This window comes from Tatumella sp. UBA2305 (assembly GCF_002345795.1).
Classification (GTDB): Bacteria; Pseudomonadota; Gammaproteobacteria; order Enterobacterales; family Enterobacteriaceae; genus Tatumella; species Tatumella morbirosei.
The window spans coordinates 134,682-153,820 of record NZ_DDVT01000021.1; the positions used below are offsets into that span (position 1 = coordinate 134,682).

Sequence of the window (19,139 nt, forward strand, 5' to 3'; positions counted from 1 at the left end):
ATATTGATGCATAAGAAACAACAAGATAAAAGCCAGATCAAGTGGGTATCTGACTTTATCTGGAATATCGCTGATGACCGCCTGCGTGATGTGTATGTGCGCGGAAAATATCGTGACGTAATTCTTCCATTCATTGTGATACGACGATTGGATGCCGTTTTGGAATACACCAAAGAAGCGGTACTGGAGCGTAAGAAGTTTCTCGATACTCATAACGTGATAGAGCAAGATGGTGCTCTGCGTATGGCTGCTGGACAGGCATTTTATAATGTCTCTGATTTTACTTTGACCAAATTGAAAGCCAGTGCGGCAGGACAGCGACTTCGTGATGATTTTATTGCCTACCTTGATGGTTTTTCGCCCAACGTGCAAGAGATCCTATCCAAGTTCAACTTCCGAAATCAAATCCAGAAGCTGGTAGATTCGCAAGTACTCGGCTATTTGATCGATGATTTCCTCGATCCTAAGATCAATCTCTCGCCGTTACCAGTCATGGATGCCGACGGGCGCATCAGGCTCCCGGCACTAGATAACCATGGCATGGGTACAGTGTTTGAAGAGTTGATCCGGCGTTTCAACGAAGAAAATAACGATCAAGCAGGCGAACACTTCACTCCACGTGATGTGGTACAGCTTATGGCCAAATTACTATTTTTGCCTGTGGCTGACCGGATAGAATCCAGTACCTACTCCCTGTATGACGGCTCCTGTGGTACTGGCGGGATGCTGACTGTGGCTGAAGATGCTTTGCTAGAATTGGCTGAGGAGTATGGCAAAGATGTGTCCATTCACCTGTTCGGGCAGGAAATCAGTGATGAGACCTATGCCATTTGCAAGGCTGACTTACTCCTCAAAGGGGAAGGCGAAGAGGCTGAGAACATAGTAGGCGGTGCGGACAAATCAACTCTTTCCGCCGATCAATTCAGTTCGCGTGAGTTCGATTTTATGATCTCCAACCCACCCTACGGCAAGAGCTGGAAAACGGACCTGGAACGGATGGGTGGCAAGAAGGAATTCAGTGATCCGAGGTTCATCGTCAATCATAGTGGCGATGCCGAGTTCAAGCTCATTACTCGCTCCAGCGATGGTCAGCTTATGTTCTTGGTCAATAAGTTGCAAAAGATGAAGCACAACACACCGCTGGGCAGTCGCATCGCGCTAGTGCACAACGGCTCGGCTCTGTTTACTGGGGATGCTGGGCAGGGGGAGAGCAATATCCGCCGCTGGGTGCTTGAGAACGATTGGCTCGAAGCAATTATCGCTCTGCCACTCAACATTTTCTATAACACAGGCATCGCTACCTATATCTGGGTACTGGCCAACAAGAAATCCAAATATCGTAAGGGCCGGGTACAACTTATCGACGCGAGCAAGTGGTTCCAACCGCTTCGTCGGAACCTAGGCAGGAAAAACTGTGAACTCTCCGAAGAGGATATCAAAAATATCTTGGATTTGTACTTGGGCCAGCCACAGGAAAATGAGAATTGCAAATGGTTTGATATCGCTGACTTTGGCTACTGGAAGATCACTGTTGAGCGTCCGCTTCGTCTCAAGAGCCAACTTAAGTCAGAGAGTATTGAGCTCTTGCGCTTTGCCTCAGGTGATGAGGCTTTGCGAGCTGAAATTTATCAGGAACATGGTGAAAAACTCTATACTGAGTTCGCTAAAGTCAAGCCACTCATTGATGCTTGGTTGAAAGGTGAAGATGAGAATAACGATGATGATGGCAACGATGAAGAGAGCGAAGAAAACAAGTCTACTAGGCAGATAGTTCCAGCAAAACGTCGCAAGAAGCTGCTCGATAGCACGACATGGAAGCGTGACAAGGAACTAGTCGAATTTGCCTTACTGGCGCAAAAAGAGATTGGTCAGACTGTTTTCGACGATCATAACGAATTCCGCACCCGTTTTGATGCTGTGCTAAAGGCGAACGGTAAAAAGTTGGGGGCAGCCGAGAAGAAGATGATCTTTAAGGCGGTAAGCTGGCGAGACGAAACGGCACCTCCTGTTATTGCCAAGCGCAATAAGCTTAAAGAAAGCGATTTCTTTGAGCAGGGGCATGACGGCGTATATTTAGAGGTTGTGGGCAAAGATCGCTTCATTGTCGAGTACGAAGCGGATTCCGATCTGCGTGATACTGAGCAAGTCCCTCTAAAGGAACAAGGAGGCATTGATGCTTTTTTTGAGCGAGAAGTACTTCCATTCGCTCAAGACTCTTGGATTGCTATGGAAAAGACTCAAATCGGCTATGAAATTTCATTTGCCCGCTACTTCTATAAGCCGACCAAGCTGCGCACGTTACAGGAAATTCTTTCTGATATCCTCACGCTTGAGCAGCAGTCAGAAGGCTTGTTGCACAAGATAGTGGGAGCGTAATGATGGCCGAGACCAAAAGGTATCCGGCTTACCGTGCCGCACGAATTCGCTGGTTGCCACCAGTGCCTGAACATTGGAATGAACAACGAGCCAAAACTTTCTTTCGCGAGGTAGATGAGCGCTCTAAAACTGGTCAGGAAGAGCTGTTGTCTGTATCGCATATCACTGGCGTTACTCCGCGTAGCCAGAAGAACGTAACCATGTTCAAAGCGGCGAGCTATGTGGGATCAAAGTTATGCCGTCCAGGTGATATAGTGATCAACACCTTGTGGGCCTGGATGGCTGCGCTCGGCACGAGTAAGCATGCAGGGATTGTTAGCCCAGCTTATGGTGTATATCGCCCGTATAGTGCCGACAGTTTTAACCCGATTTATCTCGATTACTTATTGCGTACCCGCTTTTATGTCGCCGAATATATTGGGCGTTCGACTGGCATCCAGTCTTCTCGTTTGCGTTTGTATCCAAACCAGTTCCTCGGTATTACATTGCTTCAGCCGCCGAGATCTGAGCAAGATCAGGCCGTTGCCTACCTGCGTGCGAAGGACGCCCACATAGCCCGCTTTATCAAGGCCAAGCGTGATCTAATTTCACGTCTAACCGAGCGGAAACAGCATATTATTGATCAAGCACTCACACGTGGCTTTGATACACAAAGCAAACTAAAACCATCTGGCATTGAATGGTTAGGAGAAGTACCGTTTGATTGGACAGTTTGTCGTTTGAAGACACAACTTGTGGCAAACGATGGTGGCTGTTGGGGCGATGATCCAGTCGGGAGTGGGGGGACCCCCGTTTTACGTTCGACAGAACAAGAGGTAGACGGTAGTTGGCGGATTGAATCACCAGCATTGAGGCAATTAACTGCACACGAATTACATTCAAAAAAACTTCGAGTTGGCGACCTCGTAATTACCAAATCAAGTGGTAGCGAGAAACATATTGGAAAAACGAGCCTAGTCACAAACGAGGTTGAGGAGCTAGACTGCTGTTTCTCCAATTTTATGCAACGCTTACGTCCGAAATCTTCAGTATCCTCAAAGTGGGTTTGGTATTTCCTAAATAGTCGAATCGGTCGCGACCAGATGGCGTTCGGCTCGAATAGTACTACTGGTTTAGGCAACCTTACTCGAGAAGTAATTGGCAACGTCTGGTTCGCTCTGCCACCGCAAGATATTCAGGAGCAATTGGTTAGAATATTAGAAAATGAGTTACATCCAATTGATGTAGCAATCGAGCATGAGCGAAAGCAAATTCAGTTAATCCGTGAATACCGCGACCGGCTGATTGCGGATGTGGTCACTGGCCAAGTATATGTACATGGCTGGCAGCCAAACCCAGATGACGTCGTAAACGACGAGGAGTTAGTTGTGCTCGGCGATGAACAAGAAGGTATGGCTGAAGAGGAGAAGGATGATGGCGAAGACAGACACTAGCGAGCGTGGGTTCGAGGCGCGCGTTGTGCGCAGACTGACTGGGATGCCACAACCGGAGTACAACCACGATCTCTCCCTGACAGACTTCGCTGCCCCCCATAATGGTTATGTTCAGGGCCAGGCCAAAGACTACAACCGCGATGTCGCTCTGGACGTCGTGCAACTGCTCGCTTTCCTCCATACAACGCAATCCGATGCGGTGGAAACGTTGGAACTATCGGTTGAAGGGATCAAGCGCACCCAGTTCTTACATCGTTTGCAAGGTGAGATCACCAAGCGTGGTGTGGTTGATGTGTTGCGCAGAGGGATAAGTCACGGACCGGTTCACCTTGACCTCTACAAATGGTTACCCACACCAGGCAATCCAACGGCCGCAGAAGCCTTCAACAAGAATATTTTCAGCGTTACTCGACAGTTGCGCTACAGCAATGACTGTGGCAATGAACTAGACATGGTGATTTTCATCAACGGTTTGCCAGTACTGACGTTTGAATTGAAGAACTCTTTGACCAAGCAGACCTTGGCGGACGCCATTGTCCAGTACCAGACAACACGGGAGCCCCGAGAGCTGTTGTTCCAGTTGGGGCGCTGTGTAGCCCACATTGCGGTTGATGATGTTGAGGCGGCATTTTGTACTGAACTGAAGGGCAAAACGTCTTGGTTCCTTCCCTTCAACCAGGGGTGGAATAGCGGTGCAGGCAACCCACCCAACCCGAATGGCATGAAGACAGACTATATGTGGAAGTCAGTGTTGACTCGGGAGTCGTTAGCCAACATCATCGAAAGTTTTGCTCAGGTGGTGGAAGAAGAAGAGATCGATGCAAATGGTAAGAAGCGCAAGAAACGCAAACAAATCTTCCCGCGCTACCATCAGCTCCACACTGTCCGCGCCCTTCTGCTCCGTGCCCGCGCTGACGGGGTTGGCAATCGCTACTTGATCCAGCATTCAGCAGGTAGTGGTAAGAGCAATACGATTGCTTGGTTAGCTCACCAACTGGTTGAGCTGCGTACCGCCGCTAACCCTCTTACTACCCAATTTGACTCAATTATTGTCATCACCGATCGGCGAGCACTGGATACGCAGATTGCTCGTACCATCAAGGGCTATGACCATGTCGCCTCTATCTTTGGTCACTCTGACAATGCACAAGAGTTACGCAGCTTCTTGCAAAAAGGCAAGAAGATCATCGTTACTACGGTACAAAAATTTCCCTTTATCCTTGATGAAATGGGCGATTTATCGAGCAAGAAGTTTGCATTGCTAATCGATGAGGCACATTCCAGTCAGGGGGGGAAGACCACCACACGGATGCATGAAGCTCTTGGCGGGAAAGTTGGTGAGGAGGATTTTGAAGAGGATGCTACTCAATCTGCAGTGAATGTAGCGATTGAGAAGCGTATTCAGTCACGTAAGTTGTTAATGAATGCTAGCTACTTCGCCTTTACCGCTACCCCAAAGAATAAGACCTTGGAGTTATTCGGCGAGAGAATCGTTATAGGTGACGAAGTGCAGTTTCGTTCACCGGAGGAATTAACCTACACCACCAAGCAGGCGATTCAAGAAAAGTTCATTCTGGATGTGGTGGAGAACTACACTAGTTACGACAGCTTCTACCAGGTTGCCAAGACCGTCGAAGATGATCCCGAATTCGACAAGATGAAGGCGCTTAAGAAGATCCGCCACTATGTAGAATCACACGATAAGGCCATTCGCAGTAAGGCCGAGATTATGGTCGATCATTTTATCACTCAGGTCGTAGGTAAGCACAAGATTGGCGGCAAGGCGCGGGCGATGATTGTGTGCAATGGGATTTCCAGAGCTATCGACTACTTCCGTGAGGTGTCAGATTATCTTATCCAGCTCAAGAGCCCATATAAGGCCATTGTTGCGTACTCTGGAGACTTCGAGATCGGTGGTGAGAAGAAAACGGAAGCTGATCTCAACCACTTCCCAAGCAAGGATATTCCAGCCAAGTTCAAGCAGGATCCTTATCGTTTTTTGATTGTAGCCAATAAGTTCGTCACTGGTTTTGATGAACCTCTATTACACACCATGTATGTGGATAAGCCTTTAGCGGGGGTGTTGGCAGTACAAACCCTGTCACGGCTTAACCGTGCCCATCCGCAGAAGCATGACACTTTCGTGCTGGACTTTGCCGATAATGCTGAGGCAGTGAAGGCTGCATTCCAGGACTATTACCGTGCCACAATTCAAAACGGTGAAACGGACCCCAACAAATTGCACGATCTGAAAGCTGAGCTGGATGGACCACAGGTTTATAGCTGGCAGCAGGTAGAGGATTTAGTCACGCTTTATTTAGGAGGGGCTGATCGGGATAAACTCGACCCAATCCTCGACCTCTGTGTAGAGGAATATAAAGAAAACCTGGACGAAGATGGCCAAGTGAGATTTAAGGGGAAAGCCAAGGCATTCGTGCGTAGCTATAGCTTCTTGGCAGCAATCCTGAGCTATGGCCATCCAGCGTGGGAGAAGCTGTCGGTCTTCCTGAACTTCCTTATACCGAAGCTACCAGCGCCCAAAGAGGAAGACCTTTCTAAAGGAGTGCTGGAGTCGGTTGACATGGATAGCTACCGGGTGGAAGCCAAAGCGTCACTCAAGATGGCTATGGAGGACATAGATGCAGCAGTTGAGCCTGTTCCTGCCAGCAGCAGTGGTGGCGTAAATGAGCCCGAGATAGACAGACTGTCGAATATAATTAAGACCTTCAATGACCTGTTTGGCAATATCGACTGGAAAGACGAGGATCAGATTCATAAGGTCCTTACCGAGGAGATCCCTGCACGCGTCGCTCGTGATAAAGCTTACCAGAATGCTCAGGTGAATTCTGACAGGCAAAATGCCAAGCTTGAGCATGATAAAGCACTTCACCGTGTTGTGCTTGAACTCTTGGCTGATCACACCGAACTGTTTAAACAGTTCAGCGATAACAGCAATTTCAAACGTTGGTTGACAGACATGGTGTTTGATGTGACTTACAAGAAGCATCTGTCTAATCAGCTAGTTAGTGATGAGTTAAAGAAACGAGTGCAGGTTTTAGTTCGTGATAGATTCGGTGAGGCGGAGATATGGTCAAACGCAGCAAGCCTTTTGATAGATCGTTTGATGGGCAATGGGCGCAGCAGCATAGGTCTTTCTGACTTGGCCATGATTGAGGAAAGCAGTGGGTTCTCTGTAAGCCATATTCTCTTCCCAGTCTTAAATCTTTTATCCGCCAATGATGTAGGTTTGTTACATCGTGAATTTTTACGCATGGATGCATCACATGCGCAATACACGATTAGTTTTGATGAGGTACGATTCATGAGTTCAGGAATTCAAACGGACCGCGACTGGGCAGAAGGCTTGTCTATCCGCTGGACGCTTCCTAAAACACAGGATGGCACACATGGTTGATAGTTTGAAAACAATGTTTGCTTGGTTTCCTGTTCTGAGAAAGCTTTTTGAAGCGAGGACTGCCGAGGAATTTGACGATTTTCTTGATCGCCATTTTGAGGAATGTGTGCAACGTATGGAGGCCGAGGCACATCACTTGAATGGAGACAGCGAAGAAAAGCTATCTGCTTTTCTGGCGGCAACGTTAAGTATGCCGGGACTCTCTGTAGTTCGAGAGGGATATAGTAACGGGCGTGTTGATCTAACCATCAAGTCTGAAAGTATTAATACTCCTCAGCGTCGTTTGGCCGAGGCAAAGATCTATTCAGGACCGAGTTATCATACGCAAGCCATAGTACAATTGGTTTCCCGATATTCAACAGGTCGACAAAGTCGTGGTTATGTTGTCGAGTATGTAAAAAAACCTGGAATTTCCGACATTGTAGTTAAACTACGCACTATTGCTGATAAAACTCTTCCTGTGTTCCAACATGGAATAACCAAAGAACATTCGATGAAATGGGCATATGAGAGTAGCCACAAACATGCAAGTGAAGAGCTGATTCATGTGGTTCATATCAATGTGAATATTCATAGATGAAGCAACTTTTCTTATATATAAAAATGATAGACATTCTAAAATTTTTGTTCCTGCTAAGTTTTAACCATTTATCTAAGAAGGCCCTTAAATGTTGAAGGGCCTAAACCCATTCAGTCAGAGCAGTAAATAATTGGAATTGCGCTTACTTCTTTTACTGCATGAGAAAACGAAGATAATATCCATAGCAGTTGAGTAATGTGACCATTAACCTTCTCACCCCTTGATATTTTATCAAACTCATTTTTTATTTCATTTTTTGATATAAAAGAACAGCTCAGAATACATTTGCGATGTAATTTAAAATCTTTTAGAAGATTGGATATATATTCATCCAGGTCATTTAGATTGCCTTTTCTGATCCTTTTTATATTTGTTTCACATTTAGTAGATTTATATTTCTCTGAAAATTTACCACCGGATTTTTTCATAAAGTCAGCTTTACTAAAGTTCATGTACCCCAAGTTTTTTACGGCCTGACCGACAACATCATGTAAGTTACTAGCAGAAGTGCTAACCGGCCCATGTTTTGAGTGGATGAAATTAATACATGAGTCAACTTTGTTAAAGGTGATATGATCTGCCCATTCATTACCTAAATCATCACAAAAAATATAGTCATCATTTTTATGTATTTTCTCAACTAGATTAAACATTGATTCTTTCGAAAATTTAACACTAGTCGTCCTAAAACTACCTTTTTCACTAGTAATTGAATCCATATTTTCTACCGGGCTCAACATATCTAATATACTATTTATTTCTGCGACACCAGAGTCATCTTGAAAACAGTTACCAATAAAATACATATAGCGGGGGTCATCAAAAGTGATACTATAAAAACCATTTTTAATTATATAACTTTGTAGCGTAACATCACTTCCTGATACATTTACTTTCAATGCCCTCAGAAATGAGGAGTCGAAAGTCAAAGTTTTATTATTTACTCTAATAAATGCTCGGCCAAATTTAGTGATTATTTTCCCTTCTGAATCAACTGAATAAACCCTTTCGAGATGCCTTATTAATCTCTCTAATTCCATTGGTATTAGCTCAACGCCTACTCCTTTTTTGTTTTCATATTTAATGCGAATATCATCTTCGATGAGTTGGTCATATAGAGATGAACTTTCAATTAAAATTGCATTTGGTTTTGTGTGTTCAAGCACTTCGTGGAGCTTTTTTTGTTTCGCGAATGCATCTAGAAAATCCTTTTCGCCACCACCATCTTTTATTAGAGAAAGTTGATTGTAAACCCAGAGAGCTATGTTATCAAAGTTGATTCTATGAGATGACTCGACTAAACGCCCGGTGCCCGAGATAGTTTTTACAGTTGATCCTTGTCTAAATTTCAAGAATAATGGTATTGATCTTCCGGCAGCATGAGTCGAGAATGTACCCTTTAAATCCGGAGCTTCATAAGATCGCTGTCTTATTGCTTTATCCGATACCGTCATGTTTCTTAAAGATATTCTTTGAAAAGAAACATCGAAATCATTGAAAGTCTCAGCTATCATCGCATTGGTAATCAGATCGAAGTTTTTCTCAACTTTCTCAGATATATTAGAACAGCTTTTTTTAATTATGCCGATATAATTTTCGAATTCAAAAATAATAATAAACGCATGAATTCTGTCATATAAACCAATCTCGCCTTCACTTTTCCCAATGAAGTAAACTGGCCTGATAGTGGGGAATATTCTAACTGAATATAAATAAGGGATATCTTTATCAATTAAGTACTTTTTTATTCTAAATTCATTTAATATATGTGAAGATTCGGGGTCAATATTATCATCAGATGCATTCAATATATCAAGGATAAATAAATCATCTATCGGGGGTAGAGGTTCATCACCCTTAGAGATATAAAATTGCGCATTTTTGGTTAGCTCTAACTTCTCAAGCATCATAGTATCCTTCATAGGTAGAAATACAGAATATATTCGAGAAATAGTTCAACAGCGATAATCTACTTGATTAAAAAAAATTAATCAATTCATCCTGTATTTATCCCTCACATTGATACCACTGATTTTACTAATGTACCTCGTTTTTTAGCACAACGCGCAGATACGGGTGTTTCCAGTCATCATTAAACAGTTTGTTCAGGCTGATAAAACCGTCATGCTCCAGTACGCATACTCCACCATGGCTGGCGACAAAATCGTAGACGGCACGACTTTCCAGCCCTTGCAACATATGGGCAAGCAGTTTCCGGCGCATCTGTCCTGTCTGCCATTTTTCCACCTTCCGGACATCCTTCCATGTACAGTTAAAGTTCTGCCCCACCGCATTTTTGAGGCAAAGCGCCCGTAGCGGTTGGTTTTACCGGATGACAGATAGTCATCAGTAAGACGCTTAAGGTCTTCCCTGAGTGGTTCCATTAGCTTTTTCCAGCGTTTTAACACCCTCCCTGCCTCATCAACTCCCAGTTGTTTGTTCAGACGTTTTCTGGTCACAATTTTAAATGACAGGCTTATAGAACCGACGCTGAAAATGGTCGAAAAACGAAAAGTTTTAACGTCATCTTCATCAACCTCCAGTTTTTACTCATATAACTGGTTTCAAGGCGTTTCAGATTTTTGGGCGACACTCTAATGAGCACAAGCTCATGCTGCAGGATCTCCAGTTGGCTGCTTTTAATATCGTAGTTATATCCTCGCACCAGACACGCCCATTTCATGCACTTTGGCAGGTACTGAAACCCTTCACCCACCTCAAACGAACGCCCACCCAGACGGGCAGTTTTGTACGAATGGGGATAAGCCACCATCAGCGGACTAATGCTGATGACTTTTACATTCACATCGCAGAGATGGCTGATAAAATCGCAGTAGTACCCCATGATGATAAGCGTGGCATATGCGTTGCAATAATCCCGTAGTGTATCAAGATTAATATGCAGATAATCAAGTTGCCCGTAGACCTGCATAACCCTTTCCCTGAATGCCATATCCGGGACTTTGCGCTTTGATACCTGATAACAAAAGATAGGTTTCTGGATGGATACCTGAACAATCATCTCCTCCAGTGTCAGAGGTTTCTGGCGTTTCCCGTAAAGGTCGATCAGATAGTAGTAGCGATCTGTTCGTTGCAGATATTTCCGTCGAACGCCGGGAAACAATGCTTTCAGCAGTCGTTTTGATAAAGCAAATTCACGGCATTTGTGTTTGCTGGGATCATGACCGATAATTTTGAGAAGCCCAGCAGCTTCCAGCTTTTCCAGTACCCTTTCAAAGGGAAGCTCGCGTGACTGCTTAAATACCGCAGGAGCCACTTTTTCTCCGAGTGAATATGGGAAAGGAACAGAACAAGTCCATTTGTTGTTACCCCTAAAGCGAGCTTTTTTACGAGTATTCTTACTGGCGGTTGCACTGCATATAAGATGCTGTATAAGGATAGCTATAGATATGTAATAAGCGGGTTTGCATCTCCCGTCACAGTTATTGTCAAAAGGAACGCCAAAAATTATTTTTCTGAATATTTTGAGGGTTCCTTCTGTTACGAGAATATTATTTTTTGTGCAATAGGCCTTCATTCCATTGTGCTCCGTCAGTTATTTAAACGTTGTTTTTACAGCCAGCGTTTTGCACAATGAATTACGGCCGCGCATAAGAATCATATTTTCTAGCCCTTTTTTTTATGGGCTAAATTAAAAACTCAGAATCAGTAAAAATACGTCTTATGGCAGGAAGGATATCCGCCGAGGAGTGTCCGAGGTGAATTCGTGGGATTAGCTAATACTGGTGTCCCCATACGATAGTCATACAACGCTTATGGCCTGTGTGGAGGCTTGCCTCAGGCATCTGCCTGTCACCATCTCCATCTGATACATTTCTTTTTGTGGGGTCGCTTGAGGAGTGTTTAGACTTTTAGTTATTTCACGGAATCCCTATCATTAATGTACGCTAATCCGTAACCTTAGTTAAAATTCATCCTCATGAGAAAGATCTTACCAAGGTCCTTTGGCTAACGCCGCAAAGGTAGCTATAACACCATGCCTCGCATGTAGCAGCTTTAGGAGTTGCTCTATAAGCATTTTAAAAAAAAACTTATGAAGGATTATGCCAACAATAGAACTTAAGTTATATCATGCCATGTTTAGTGAGTTAAAGTGCATATTTTTATTCTTAGTAAGGAATAAATAACTTATTTACACCAAAGATAAATTACAACTACCAGCGCTCTAACTCAAACCAACACCTTTAACCCATGCTTCTGAACCACAGTAAGCAGTTTCAGGGATACCCCACTTGGGCGTTTTGCACCGCTTTCCCATTTCTGTACTGTTGAAAGGCTGGTGTTAAGGTAGCTGGCAAAAACCGGCTGGCTGACGTTCAGCTTCTCGCGCAATGCTTTAATCTCAACAGGTTGCAAGTCGTCCACGTTATTAAGGCACGCTTTATCAAAGTTGCGCATTGTTTCCTGCGGGATAGCATCAACGCTAAATAATCCGGAAGCCGCGCTGTGGATGGCCTCAAATGCAGGACTCTTAAATTTACTTTTTGCAGTCATGGCAAATCTCCACCAGTTCTTTACTCTTAATCAGTGCCGTAATCTTTTCATCAGCAAGGGTAGCGTAGTGCTTTGCTAACTCGCGGAATCCGGCCAGTTCGCGATTATCGATGTTTACCATATCCTGTTTGGCATACAGGAACGTGTAAAACCAATGCTTTCCGCCTTTCGCCAGGATGATGGCACGATCACGATTCTGGTTTAGTCGTTTCTTGTAAACGCCCCCACCCAGATCGTCAGCCTTTCCCTGCATTACCGCCTCAATAGCCTGGCATAACTCACTATCTTTAATTGCGTGAGCTTTAGCTGCTTTGTTGAACCATTTTGTTTTAAAAATTCGCATAAGGCTGACATCCTGTTACCTTATCTGTAGCACCTGGTGTGATACTACTCCTGTTACCCGCTGAAGCAAAGCACATCAAGTCAGCAAATTGTTGCCTTATTTCTAACCGGGCACTCCCTGCCATCATCAGCCCGTCAGGGTTAAAAGTATCCGGAGGGAATGGAGTAACTGTTGGTAATTCATCAGGATGCCACTTAAACCAGGCCATAAAGCGGATTCACAAGTCCGGTAACCAAATTGACAACTCTTAACGGCAGGTCTGAACTTATACAGTCCAACAACTTTAGGGGATATTTGCATTTGAAGAGGCTGCACATTGTGCAATAAACAATAAAATTCTGATGAAGGAGGGATATTCCAGACACAAAAAAAGCCGCTCCTGAGCGACTTACTTTGCATACGGTATGGTGCCGAAGGCCGGACTCGAACCGGCACGTATTTCTACGGTTGATTTTGAATCAACTGCGTCTACCGATTTCGCCACTTCGGCACTGAAGGGTATGCGGAAAACAACGGGATTATACCCTGAGTCGTGGCGGGTGCAAGGTGAATCCGTGCAGTTGTCGGTTAACTGCCGAAAAAACAATCACTCACCCTGTTCTACCCTTCGCTGAGGCTAAACCGCCTCGCCAGGGTTTCCCTTGCCCTTGCCCTTGCCCTTGCCCTTGCCCTTGCCTTTAGCCTTTAGCCTTTAGCCTTTAGCCTTTAGCCTTTAGCCTTTAGCCTTTAGCCTTTAGCCTTTAGCCTTTAGCCTTTAGCCTTACAGCATAAATGCACATTCAGTGCGTCAAAGGGGTCGGAGATTTCCGATTCGCGGGGCAGAAACCGGAAAAAAGGAACTTAAGACGGGGGTGAGGGACTAAAATAGCGAGCAATGCAAAAAAATAACCTGAATGAGGCTGTTTTAATGAAAAAAATGACACACACACCGTTGCTGGCGATGGGTTTAGTTGCGGCACTGATCAGCGGAGCGGCCAGTGCGGCCAGCTGGCAGGATAAGCTGAGCAGCAGCGCATCAGACCTGATGAATTCTTCTTCTGCTACCTCCGGCCAGTCTGCAGGTTCTGAAGGCGGGTTGTCTCTGTCCTCGATTACCGGCCTGCTGAATGGCGGTAATAAAGCAGTCAGCTCAAACAGCATGAGTAATGTCACCGGTATTCTGCAGTACTGTGCTGAGAATAACCTGGTGAAAAACAACGTTTCTTCGGTCACTGACCAGTTGAAAAGTAAGCTGGGTCTGACCGATACCTCAGAACAGAAACAGGAAACCGGTTATGCGCAGGGTCTGGCAGGGCTGCTGAATACCGGTAACGGTCAGCAGATTAGCCTGAAAAGCCTGAGCAATACGCCGATCGGTGAAAAACTGAAAACCAAGGCCTGTAATGTGGTGTTGGACCAGGGTAAAAAATACCTCGGTATGTAATTCCCCCTCCCCTCGCCGGAGCCGGTCAGTGACCGGTTCCGGACTCTTTATCTCTGTTCAGCCCTTCCCTTTTTCTGTGACTGCTACACTTTAGCTGCCGGAGCAACTTTCGCCCCTGTCGGTTATTCACTAACCATTATACTGTGCGCCGCACAGGCAACTGCCTGCTGATGTTATTAATCGTACCGCGCCGCAGCATTACCGGCGGACGGAACAGAGAATAATTTGAGGATTATATGCAGGAACTCATCAAAGCTGTCGGGCTGGGGTTAGTGGTGCTGTTGCCACTGGCGAACCCACTGACCAGTGTCGCACTGTTCCTCGGCTTATCTGGCGAGATGAATTTTACCGAACGTAACCGCCAGGCATTTCAGGCTTCAGTGTACGTTTTTCTGATTATGATGGTGGCGTGGTACGCCGGTAATGCGGTGCTGGATACCTTTGGCATCTCCATTCCGGGGCTGCGAATTGCCGGGGGACTGATTGTCGCCTTTATCGGTTTCCGGATGCTGTTTCCTGTGCAGAAGCTGCACGATACCCTGGAAGTTCAGCATAAACAGGAAGAGATAGATGCCGCCGTCCACCAGGACTCTCAGGTCAATATCGCTTTTGTGCCGATTGCTATGCCAAGTACCGCCGGGCCCGGCACCATTGCGATGATTATAAGTACCGCTTCTACCGTGAAAACAGGGGATTTCCCGGCATGGGTACTGCATGTCGCCCCTGTCCTGACTTTTCTGCTGGTCGCAGTGATTCTCTGGCTGTGCCTGCGCAGTTCCGGAGCCATTATGCGGCTGGTCGGTAAAGGGGGGATCGAAGCAATTTCCCGCCTGATGGGCTTCCTGCTGGTTTGTATGGGAGTTCAGTTCGTGATTAACGGCGTTCTGGATGTGGCGACCCATCTGAAATAACAAAAAACCGGGGCATTGCCCCGGTTGTTACAACACAGCTTTCTGAATCAGTGTTGCTCCAGTCCGGCACGGACTTTTTTCACCTGATCGGCCGTCACTGCCGATGCATCGTTACTCCAGCCCTGACGTACAAAGGTCGCCAGTTTAGCCACCTGGTCGTCAGACAAACGATGTCCGAAGCCAGGCATTTTCAGCATGGAGGGTGATTTGGCGGTGGCCGGTAACTGCGCTCCTTGCAGAATAATGTGAATCAGCCCCTGTGGATCTTTGGCATTCACAATGGATGCCTGATCCAACTGCGGGAAGGCCCGTGCAGCACCCAGTCCGTTCACAAAGTGGCAGGCACCACAGTTGTTCAGGTAGAGAGTCTGCCCTTCGCTCAGATCCACCGCCGCCGTCAATTTGGCGGTGGTGGCCTGATTTTTCTGCTGATCATAGGCCTGCAACGGCGGATTGCCGCCAAGGAATTTCAGATAAGCAGCAATCGCCTGCAGGTCGTCATCGGTCATGTGTGAAGTACTGTTTTTCACCACCGCAGTCATCTCACCGGCAACACCCGCCTTGTCGTTACGGCCGCTTTGCAGGTAATCGACAATTTCTGCCGGGCTCCAGCGGGCAATACCCCGTAACGATGGCACATCCCAGCCATTCAGGTTGCCGCCCGACAGGAAGTTGTTGTCGCTGCTGTCCAGCGCTTTCTCTTCCATCGCCACTCCCCGGGGGGTATGGCAACTGCCACAGTGGCCCAGAGACTCCACAATATAAGCCCCGCGATTGACCTGTTCAGAAGCCCCGCCAATCGGCTGGAATGGCTTATCGGAGGTAAACACCATATTCCAGAAACGCATCCCCCAACGCTGGCTGAACGGAAAGCTGAGGTCAGTCTGTGGCGGCTGGCTGTTGCTGGCGGTCACACCGTGCATAAAGTAGCTGTACAGGGCGTGAATATCCGCATCACTGATTTTGGCATAGTCAGGATAAGGCATGGCCGGATAGAGGAAACTGCCATCCGGACGTACCCCTTTGCGTACCGCATCAGCAAACTGCTGTTCGGTGTAATTACCGATCCCGTACTGTTTATCCGGGGTGATATTGGTGGAGTAAATGGTCCCGAGATCTGATTTTATCGCCAGACCGCCGGCATAATCCGGTCGTCCGGACGCGGTGTGGCAGGCCATACAATCCCCGAGTCGCGCCAGGTACTCTCCCTGTTTTACCAGCTGATCCTGATTGGGTGCGTCGGCAGCCTGTGCTGCCCCTGCCAGCCCGCAGGCCAGCACTACCGTATTCGCCAATAACAGGCGTTTAAATGTCATCTTTTTCATGATGTTACACCTGTACCATTGGGCCGGGATTTTTCAGATACTGTTCTTTAATGGCATTGGCTGCCATCAGCGTAATTGCCCCGATAGTATTGGTCGGGTTGGACTGGAAGTTCTGCGGGAATGCATTACCTCCGGGCACAAATACGTTATGAACATCCCAGCTTTGCAGATAACGGTTCAGGGCCGAGGTTTTCGGATCGTCACCCATAATGGCACCGCCCACGTTATGGGTAGAGACATACTTGGTCAGGTCAAAGTCCGCACCCATCGGCAGGAAACTCATACTGTAACTGTCAGGGTTCATCTCTTTAACGATGTTGCCGACAATCCCTTTCAGGTATTGCTGGAGCTGCAGTTCGTTACGTTTCCAGTTAAAGGTCATGCGCAGCAGTGGCTGGCCGTGGCGGTCTTTATAGGTCGGGTCCAGGTCCAGATAAACATCGCGGTAAGACATGCAGGAGGTGGTGATACCGACTTTCATCGAATGGCCGTACCAGTTTTCCAGCCCCTCTTTCCAGCCGGCCCCCCACGACGGGGTACCCGGTGGCAGTGCAGTGCTGATCGGTGTGCCGGTGGACTGAGCACTCTGAATTTTTGCCCCGCCAATAATGCCCAGACCCGGGCCATCAAAGTTACCCGGCGAGATATCGTTAAACTGCATCCCGGTCGGGCCTGAGGTAGCAAACGGATTAAAGTTTTTGTCTTTAAAGAACAGGGTCGCCGCACCGTTACTCAGGAAGGCATAGTTACGACCAATCACCCCTTCTTCAGTAATCGGGTTATATGGCTGACCGATGCCGGACAGTAACATCAGGCGCACATTGTAGAACTGGAAGCTGCTGAGGATGACAATCTTCGCCGGCTGGAAGCGCTCGTTGCCCTGCTCATCGATATAGATCACGCCTTTGGCGGTCTTTTTGTCATCGTGCAGTACGACCCGCAACACTTCGGCATTCACTTCATAAGAGAAGTTTTTCATCTGCTTCAGCGAATCCAGCACCGCCGTCTGTGGCGAAGCTTTGGAGTAGTTAAGGCAGGGATATTTCGAGCAGTAACCGCAATAGTTACATGGCGCAATGGTGTTACCGTACGGGTTAGTCCAGACGCGGGAAGCCGCGGCCGACGGAATGGTAAACGGGTGGTAGCCCATTTTTTTGACCGTATCGCCAAACATTACGCTATTAAGCGTGTTTTCCAGCGCCGGCAATGGCATCGGGTTCGCCCGGGGGCCTTCAAACGGGTCACCGCCTTCCATAATCTGACCGCGCAGGTTACCTGTGTTGCCGGATAATCCGCAGATACGTTCAAACTTTTCAAACCAGGGTTCAATTTCATCCCAGGTGAACGGGAAATCTTTAACCCGCATATCTTCCTGTAATACGCCGGGTTTGTAAGCCTCATCGGCATAGGTTTTGAGCTTGATATCGGTCGGGGTGGGTCGCAGCAATACCCCGGTCCAGTGCATACCGGCACCACCCACACCACCGCCAGGCACAAAAGCGCCCCATTTACGGGTCGGCAGCGCGGTGTCCTGCATGGTGTAACGCACCGTGACCGCTGAGTCAGCCGGAGTGGTCATGACCTTGTTACGTACCGCATAGGCATATTCATCCGCCGGTTTTGGGTAGGCGAAAGCTTCATAATCGCGTTCCGGACCTTTTTCCAGTGCATGCACTGTCAGCCCCGCCATGGCCAGTTCAATACTCATTAATGAACCTGCCCAGCCGAATCCGCAAACCACGACATCGACTTCTTTATTTGTTATCTGAGCCATAAAAAACCCTGTTATTCAGAAAAAACGGCAATCACGCAGTCTCGCCCAGCAGGCTGACCGGCCCGAGGGGATACTTCACATTGTGTTGTTTTACCCATTCCAGGTAGCTGGCGCGGGCCCCGGGGAAACCGATGGCAATCCACGCTTTCATCCCCTTATTGCCGCCATACATCGGGTCGGCGAGGTAACCGTGTTTGGTTTCTCCCAGCAACTGGCTGAAAAACAGTGAGCCTTTCAGGGTGTTTTCACCCAGTGCTGCGAAATCGAGGGTATTTTTCTGTAATGCGGTCAGAACCTTGTCTTTATCTGCCTCTGAGAGCTGATGGAAAGGTTTCTGCAGGTTTTGCTGGCTCCACTGGTTAGTCAGTCGGATGCCGGTCTGATAAATCTGTTGCGGATAGAGCGGCACCTGATAGCCCATGGTGGCAGGAGCATGAGGGTTAAACGGCCCTTCCATGTAGATTTCTTTACCGAATTGCTCGTCATGGAGTTGCTGGTCGATAAATATCGGGACGTTAGTTTCCAGTGCTCCCGGGGCTTTGCCCGGGCCACCCGCAGGGATAATGCGATCGGTGGCGGCCAGAATAAACTGCCATTCGTCAGCAGTGAAAAAAACCGGTTTATAGCTGGTCAGTTCAGGCGCGGCCATTTCCGCTGCCTGTGCCGCAGTCAAACCCTTAAGCACCAGTTCGGTGAGTGGCAAAGCCATCAGCGAACCGAGCAGGAATTTGCGGCGCGTGGTGTTTTTTTGCAAAAGCATAATTAACGACTCTCATTGGCTCACAGTGTATTTATTATTGACCTGGTAGAAACAGGAAGGTGGTAACGATTACATCGCAATGATAGCGCTTACAATACAGCATAATTATAACAATATTAATAATTACCTAACAAGTGAAGGGGTTTTGCGCACAAAATGCCGGGCCGAAGTGAGCAAGGCGCAGCGTTTTAACGGCAAAATGCTCACTATCTGTGTGAAAATGTTGGGTATATTTTTTCCCCGTCCCTGACTATAGTTTGCATTATGACTACGGGCAGGAGCGG

Annotated in this window: 14 protein-coding genes and 1 tRNA gene; 6 read left to right on the forward strand and 9 right to left on the reverse strand. The window is 47.0% G+C overall.

Features of this window, described 5'->3' with window-relative positions; genetic code table 11:
• Positions 1 to 6 precede the first annotated feature (6 nt).
• The 4 genes from B3Z23_RS14530 to B3Z23_RS14545 are packed head-to-tail and all read left to right on the forward strand — an operon-like array spanning position 7 to position 7,804.
• Positions 7 to 2,376, forward strand: coding sequence for a type I restriction-modification system subunit M (locus tag B3Z23_RS14530; protein WP_294911420.1), 2,370 nt, complete (start codon positions 7 to 9; stop codon positions 2,374 to 2,376).
• Positions 2,376 to 3,809: a restriction endonuclease subunit S gene (locus tag B3Z23_RS14535; protein ID WP_294911423.1), complete on the forward strand. Its 1,434-nt coding sequence runs from the start codon at positions 2,376 to 2,378 to the stop codon at positions 3,807 to 3,809. Before B3Z23_RS14530 ends, B3Z23_RS14535 begins: the two co-directional genes overlap by 1 nt.
• A complete protein-coding gene (locus B3Z23_RS14540; RefSeq protein WP_294911426.1) occupies positions 3,787 to 7,224 on the forward strand; it encodes a type I restriction endonuclease subunit R in 3,438 nt (1,145 codons plus the stop codon). The genes B3Z23_RS14535 and B3Z23_RS14540 overlap by 23 nt, the downstream gene beginning before the upstream one ends.
• Positions 7,217 to 7,804 (forward strand): hypothetical protein, encoded by a 588-nt coding sequence (locus B3Z23_RS14545; RefSeq protein ID WP_294911427.1) that lies wholly within the window; start codon positions 7,217 to 7,219, stop codon positions 7,802 to 7,804. The genes B3Z23_RS14540 and B3Z23_RS14545 overlap by 8 nt, the downstream gene beginning before the upstream one ends.
• A gap of 110 nt (positions 7,805 to 7,914) precedes the next feature.
• Here B3Z23_RS14545 and B3Z23_RS14550 read toward each other — a convergent pair whose 3' ends face one another.
• The 6 genes from B3Z23_RS14550 to B3Z23_RS14575 form a co-directional block, all read right to left on the reverse strand.
• Positions 7,915 to 9,714: a hypothetical protein gene (locus B3Z23_RS14550; RefSeq protein ID WP_294911430.1), complete on the reverse strand. Its 1,800-nt coding sequence runs from the start codon at positions 9,712 to 9,714 to the stop codon at positions 7,915 to 7,917.
• Positions 9,715 to 9,841: 127 nt separating this feature from the next.
• Positions 9,842 to 10,051, reverse strand: a complete 210-nt coding sequence (locus B3Z23_RS14555; RefSeq protein WP_294911433.1) for a hypothetical protein — start codon at positions 10,049 to 10,051, stop codon at positions 9,842 to 9,844.
• Positions 10,052 to 10,280: 229 nt separating this feature from the next.
• The gene (locus B3Z23_RS14560; RefSeq protein ID WP_294911436.1) at positions 10,281 to 11,342 is read right to left on the reverse strand and encodes a hypothetical protein; all 1,062 of its coding nucleotides are present in this window, start codon (positions 11,340 to 11,342) and stop codon (positions 10,281 to 10,283) included.
• Between the two features lie 653 nt (positions 11,343 to 11,995).
• Positions 11,996 to 12,319, reverse strand: a complete 324-nt coding sequence (locus B3Z23_RS14565) for a helix-turn-helix domain-containing protein (RefSeq protein ID WP_038017051.1) — start codon at positions 12,317 to 12,319, stop codon at positions 11,996 to 11,998.
• Positions 12,303 to 12,662 (reverse strand): type II toxin-antitoxin system RelE/ParE family toxin, encoded by a 360-nt coding sequence (locus B3Z23_RS14570; protein WP_294911439.1) that lies wholly within the window; start codon positions 12,660 to 12,662, stop codon positions 12,303 to 12,305. The genes B3Z23_RS14565 and B3Z23_RS14570 overlap by 17 nt, the downstream gene beginning before the upstream one ends.
• A 405-nt stretch (positions 12,663 to 13,067) precedes the next feature.
• Positions 13,068 to 13,152, reverse strand: a tRNA-Leu gene (locus B3Z23_RS14575).
• Between the two features lie 417 nt (positions 13,153 to 13,569).
• Between B3Z23_RS14575 and B3Z23_RS14580 the strand changes: the two genes are divergently transcribed.
• On the forward strand, positions 13,570 to 14,085 hold the full coding sequence (locus tag B3Z23_RS14580) for a DUF2501 domain-containing protein (RefSeq protein ID WP_294911442.1): 516 nt from the start codon (positions 13,570 to 13,572) through the stop codon (positions 14,083 to 14,085).
• Positions 14,086 to 14,321: 236 nt separating this feature from the next.
• Positions 14,322 to 14,996 (forward strand): MarC family NAAT transporter, encoded by a 675-nt coding sequence (locus B3Z23_RS14585; protein WP_294911445.1) that lies wholly within the window; start codon positions 14,322 to 14,324, stop codon positions 14,994 to 14,996.
• Between the two features lie 47 nt (positions 14,997 to 15,043).
• Here B3Z23_RS14585 and B3Z23_RS14590 read toward each other — a convergent pair whose 3' ends face one another.
• From B3Z23_RS14590 to B3Z23_RS14600, 3 genes are read right to left on the reverse strand one after another with little or no spacing between them, the layout of a single operon-like run.
• Positions 15,044 to 16,312, reverse strand: coding sequence for a c-type cytochrome (locus tag B3Z23_RS14590; protein WP_294911912.1), 1,269 nt, complete (start codon positions 16,310 to 16,312; stop codon positions 15,044 to 15,046).
• A gap of 13 nt (positions 16,313 to 16,325) precedes the next feature.
• Positions 16,326 to 18,095: a GMC family oxidoreductase gene (locus tag B3Z23_RS14595; protein ID WP_294911447.1), complete on the reverse strand. Its 1,770-nt coding sequence runs from the start codon at positions 18,093 to 18,095 to the stop codon at positions 16,326 to 16,328.
• Between the two features lie 31 nt (positions 18,096 to 18,126).
• Positions 18,127 to 18,855 carry a gluconate 2-dehydrogenase subunit 3 family protein gene (locus B3Z23_RS14600; RefSeq protein ID WP_038017041.1) on the reverse strand — a complete coding sequence of 243 codons (729 nt, stop codon included), beginning with the start codon at positions 18,853 to 18,855 and terminating at the stop codon, positions 18,127 to 18,129.
• Positions 18,856 to 19,139: the final 284 nt, after the last annotated feature.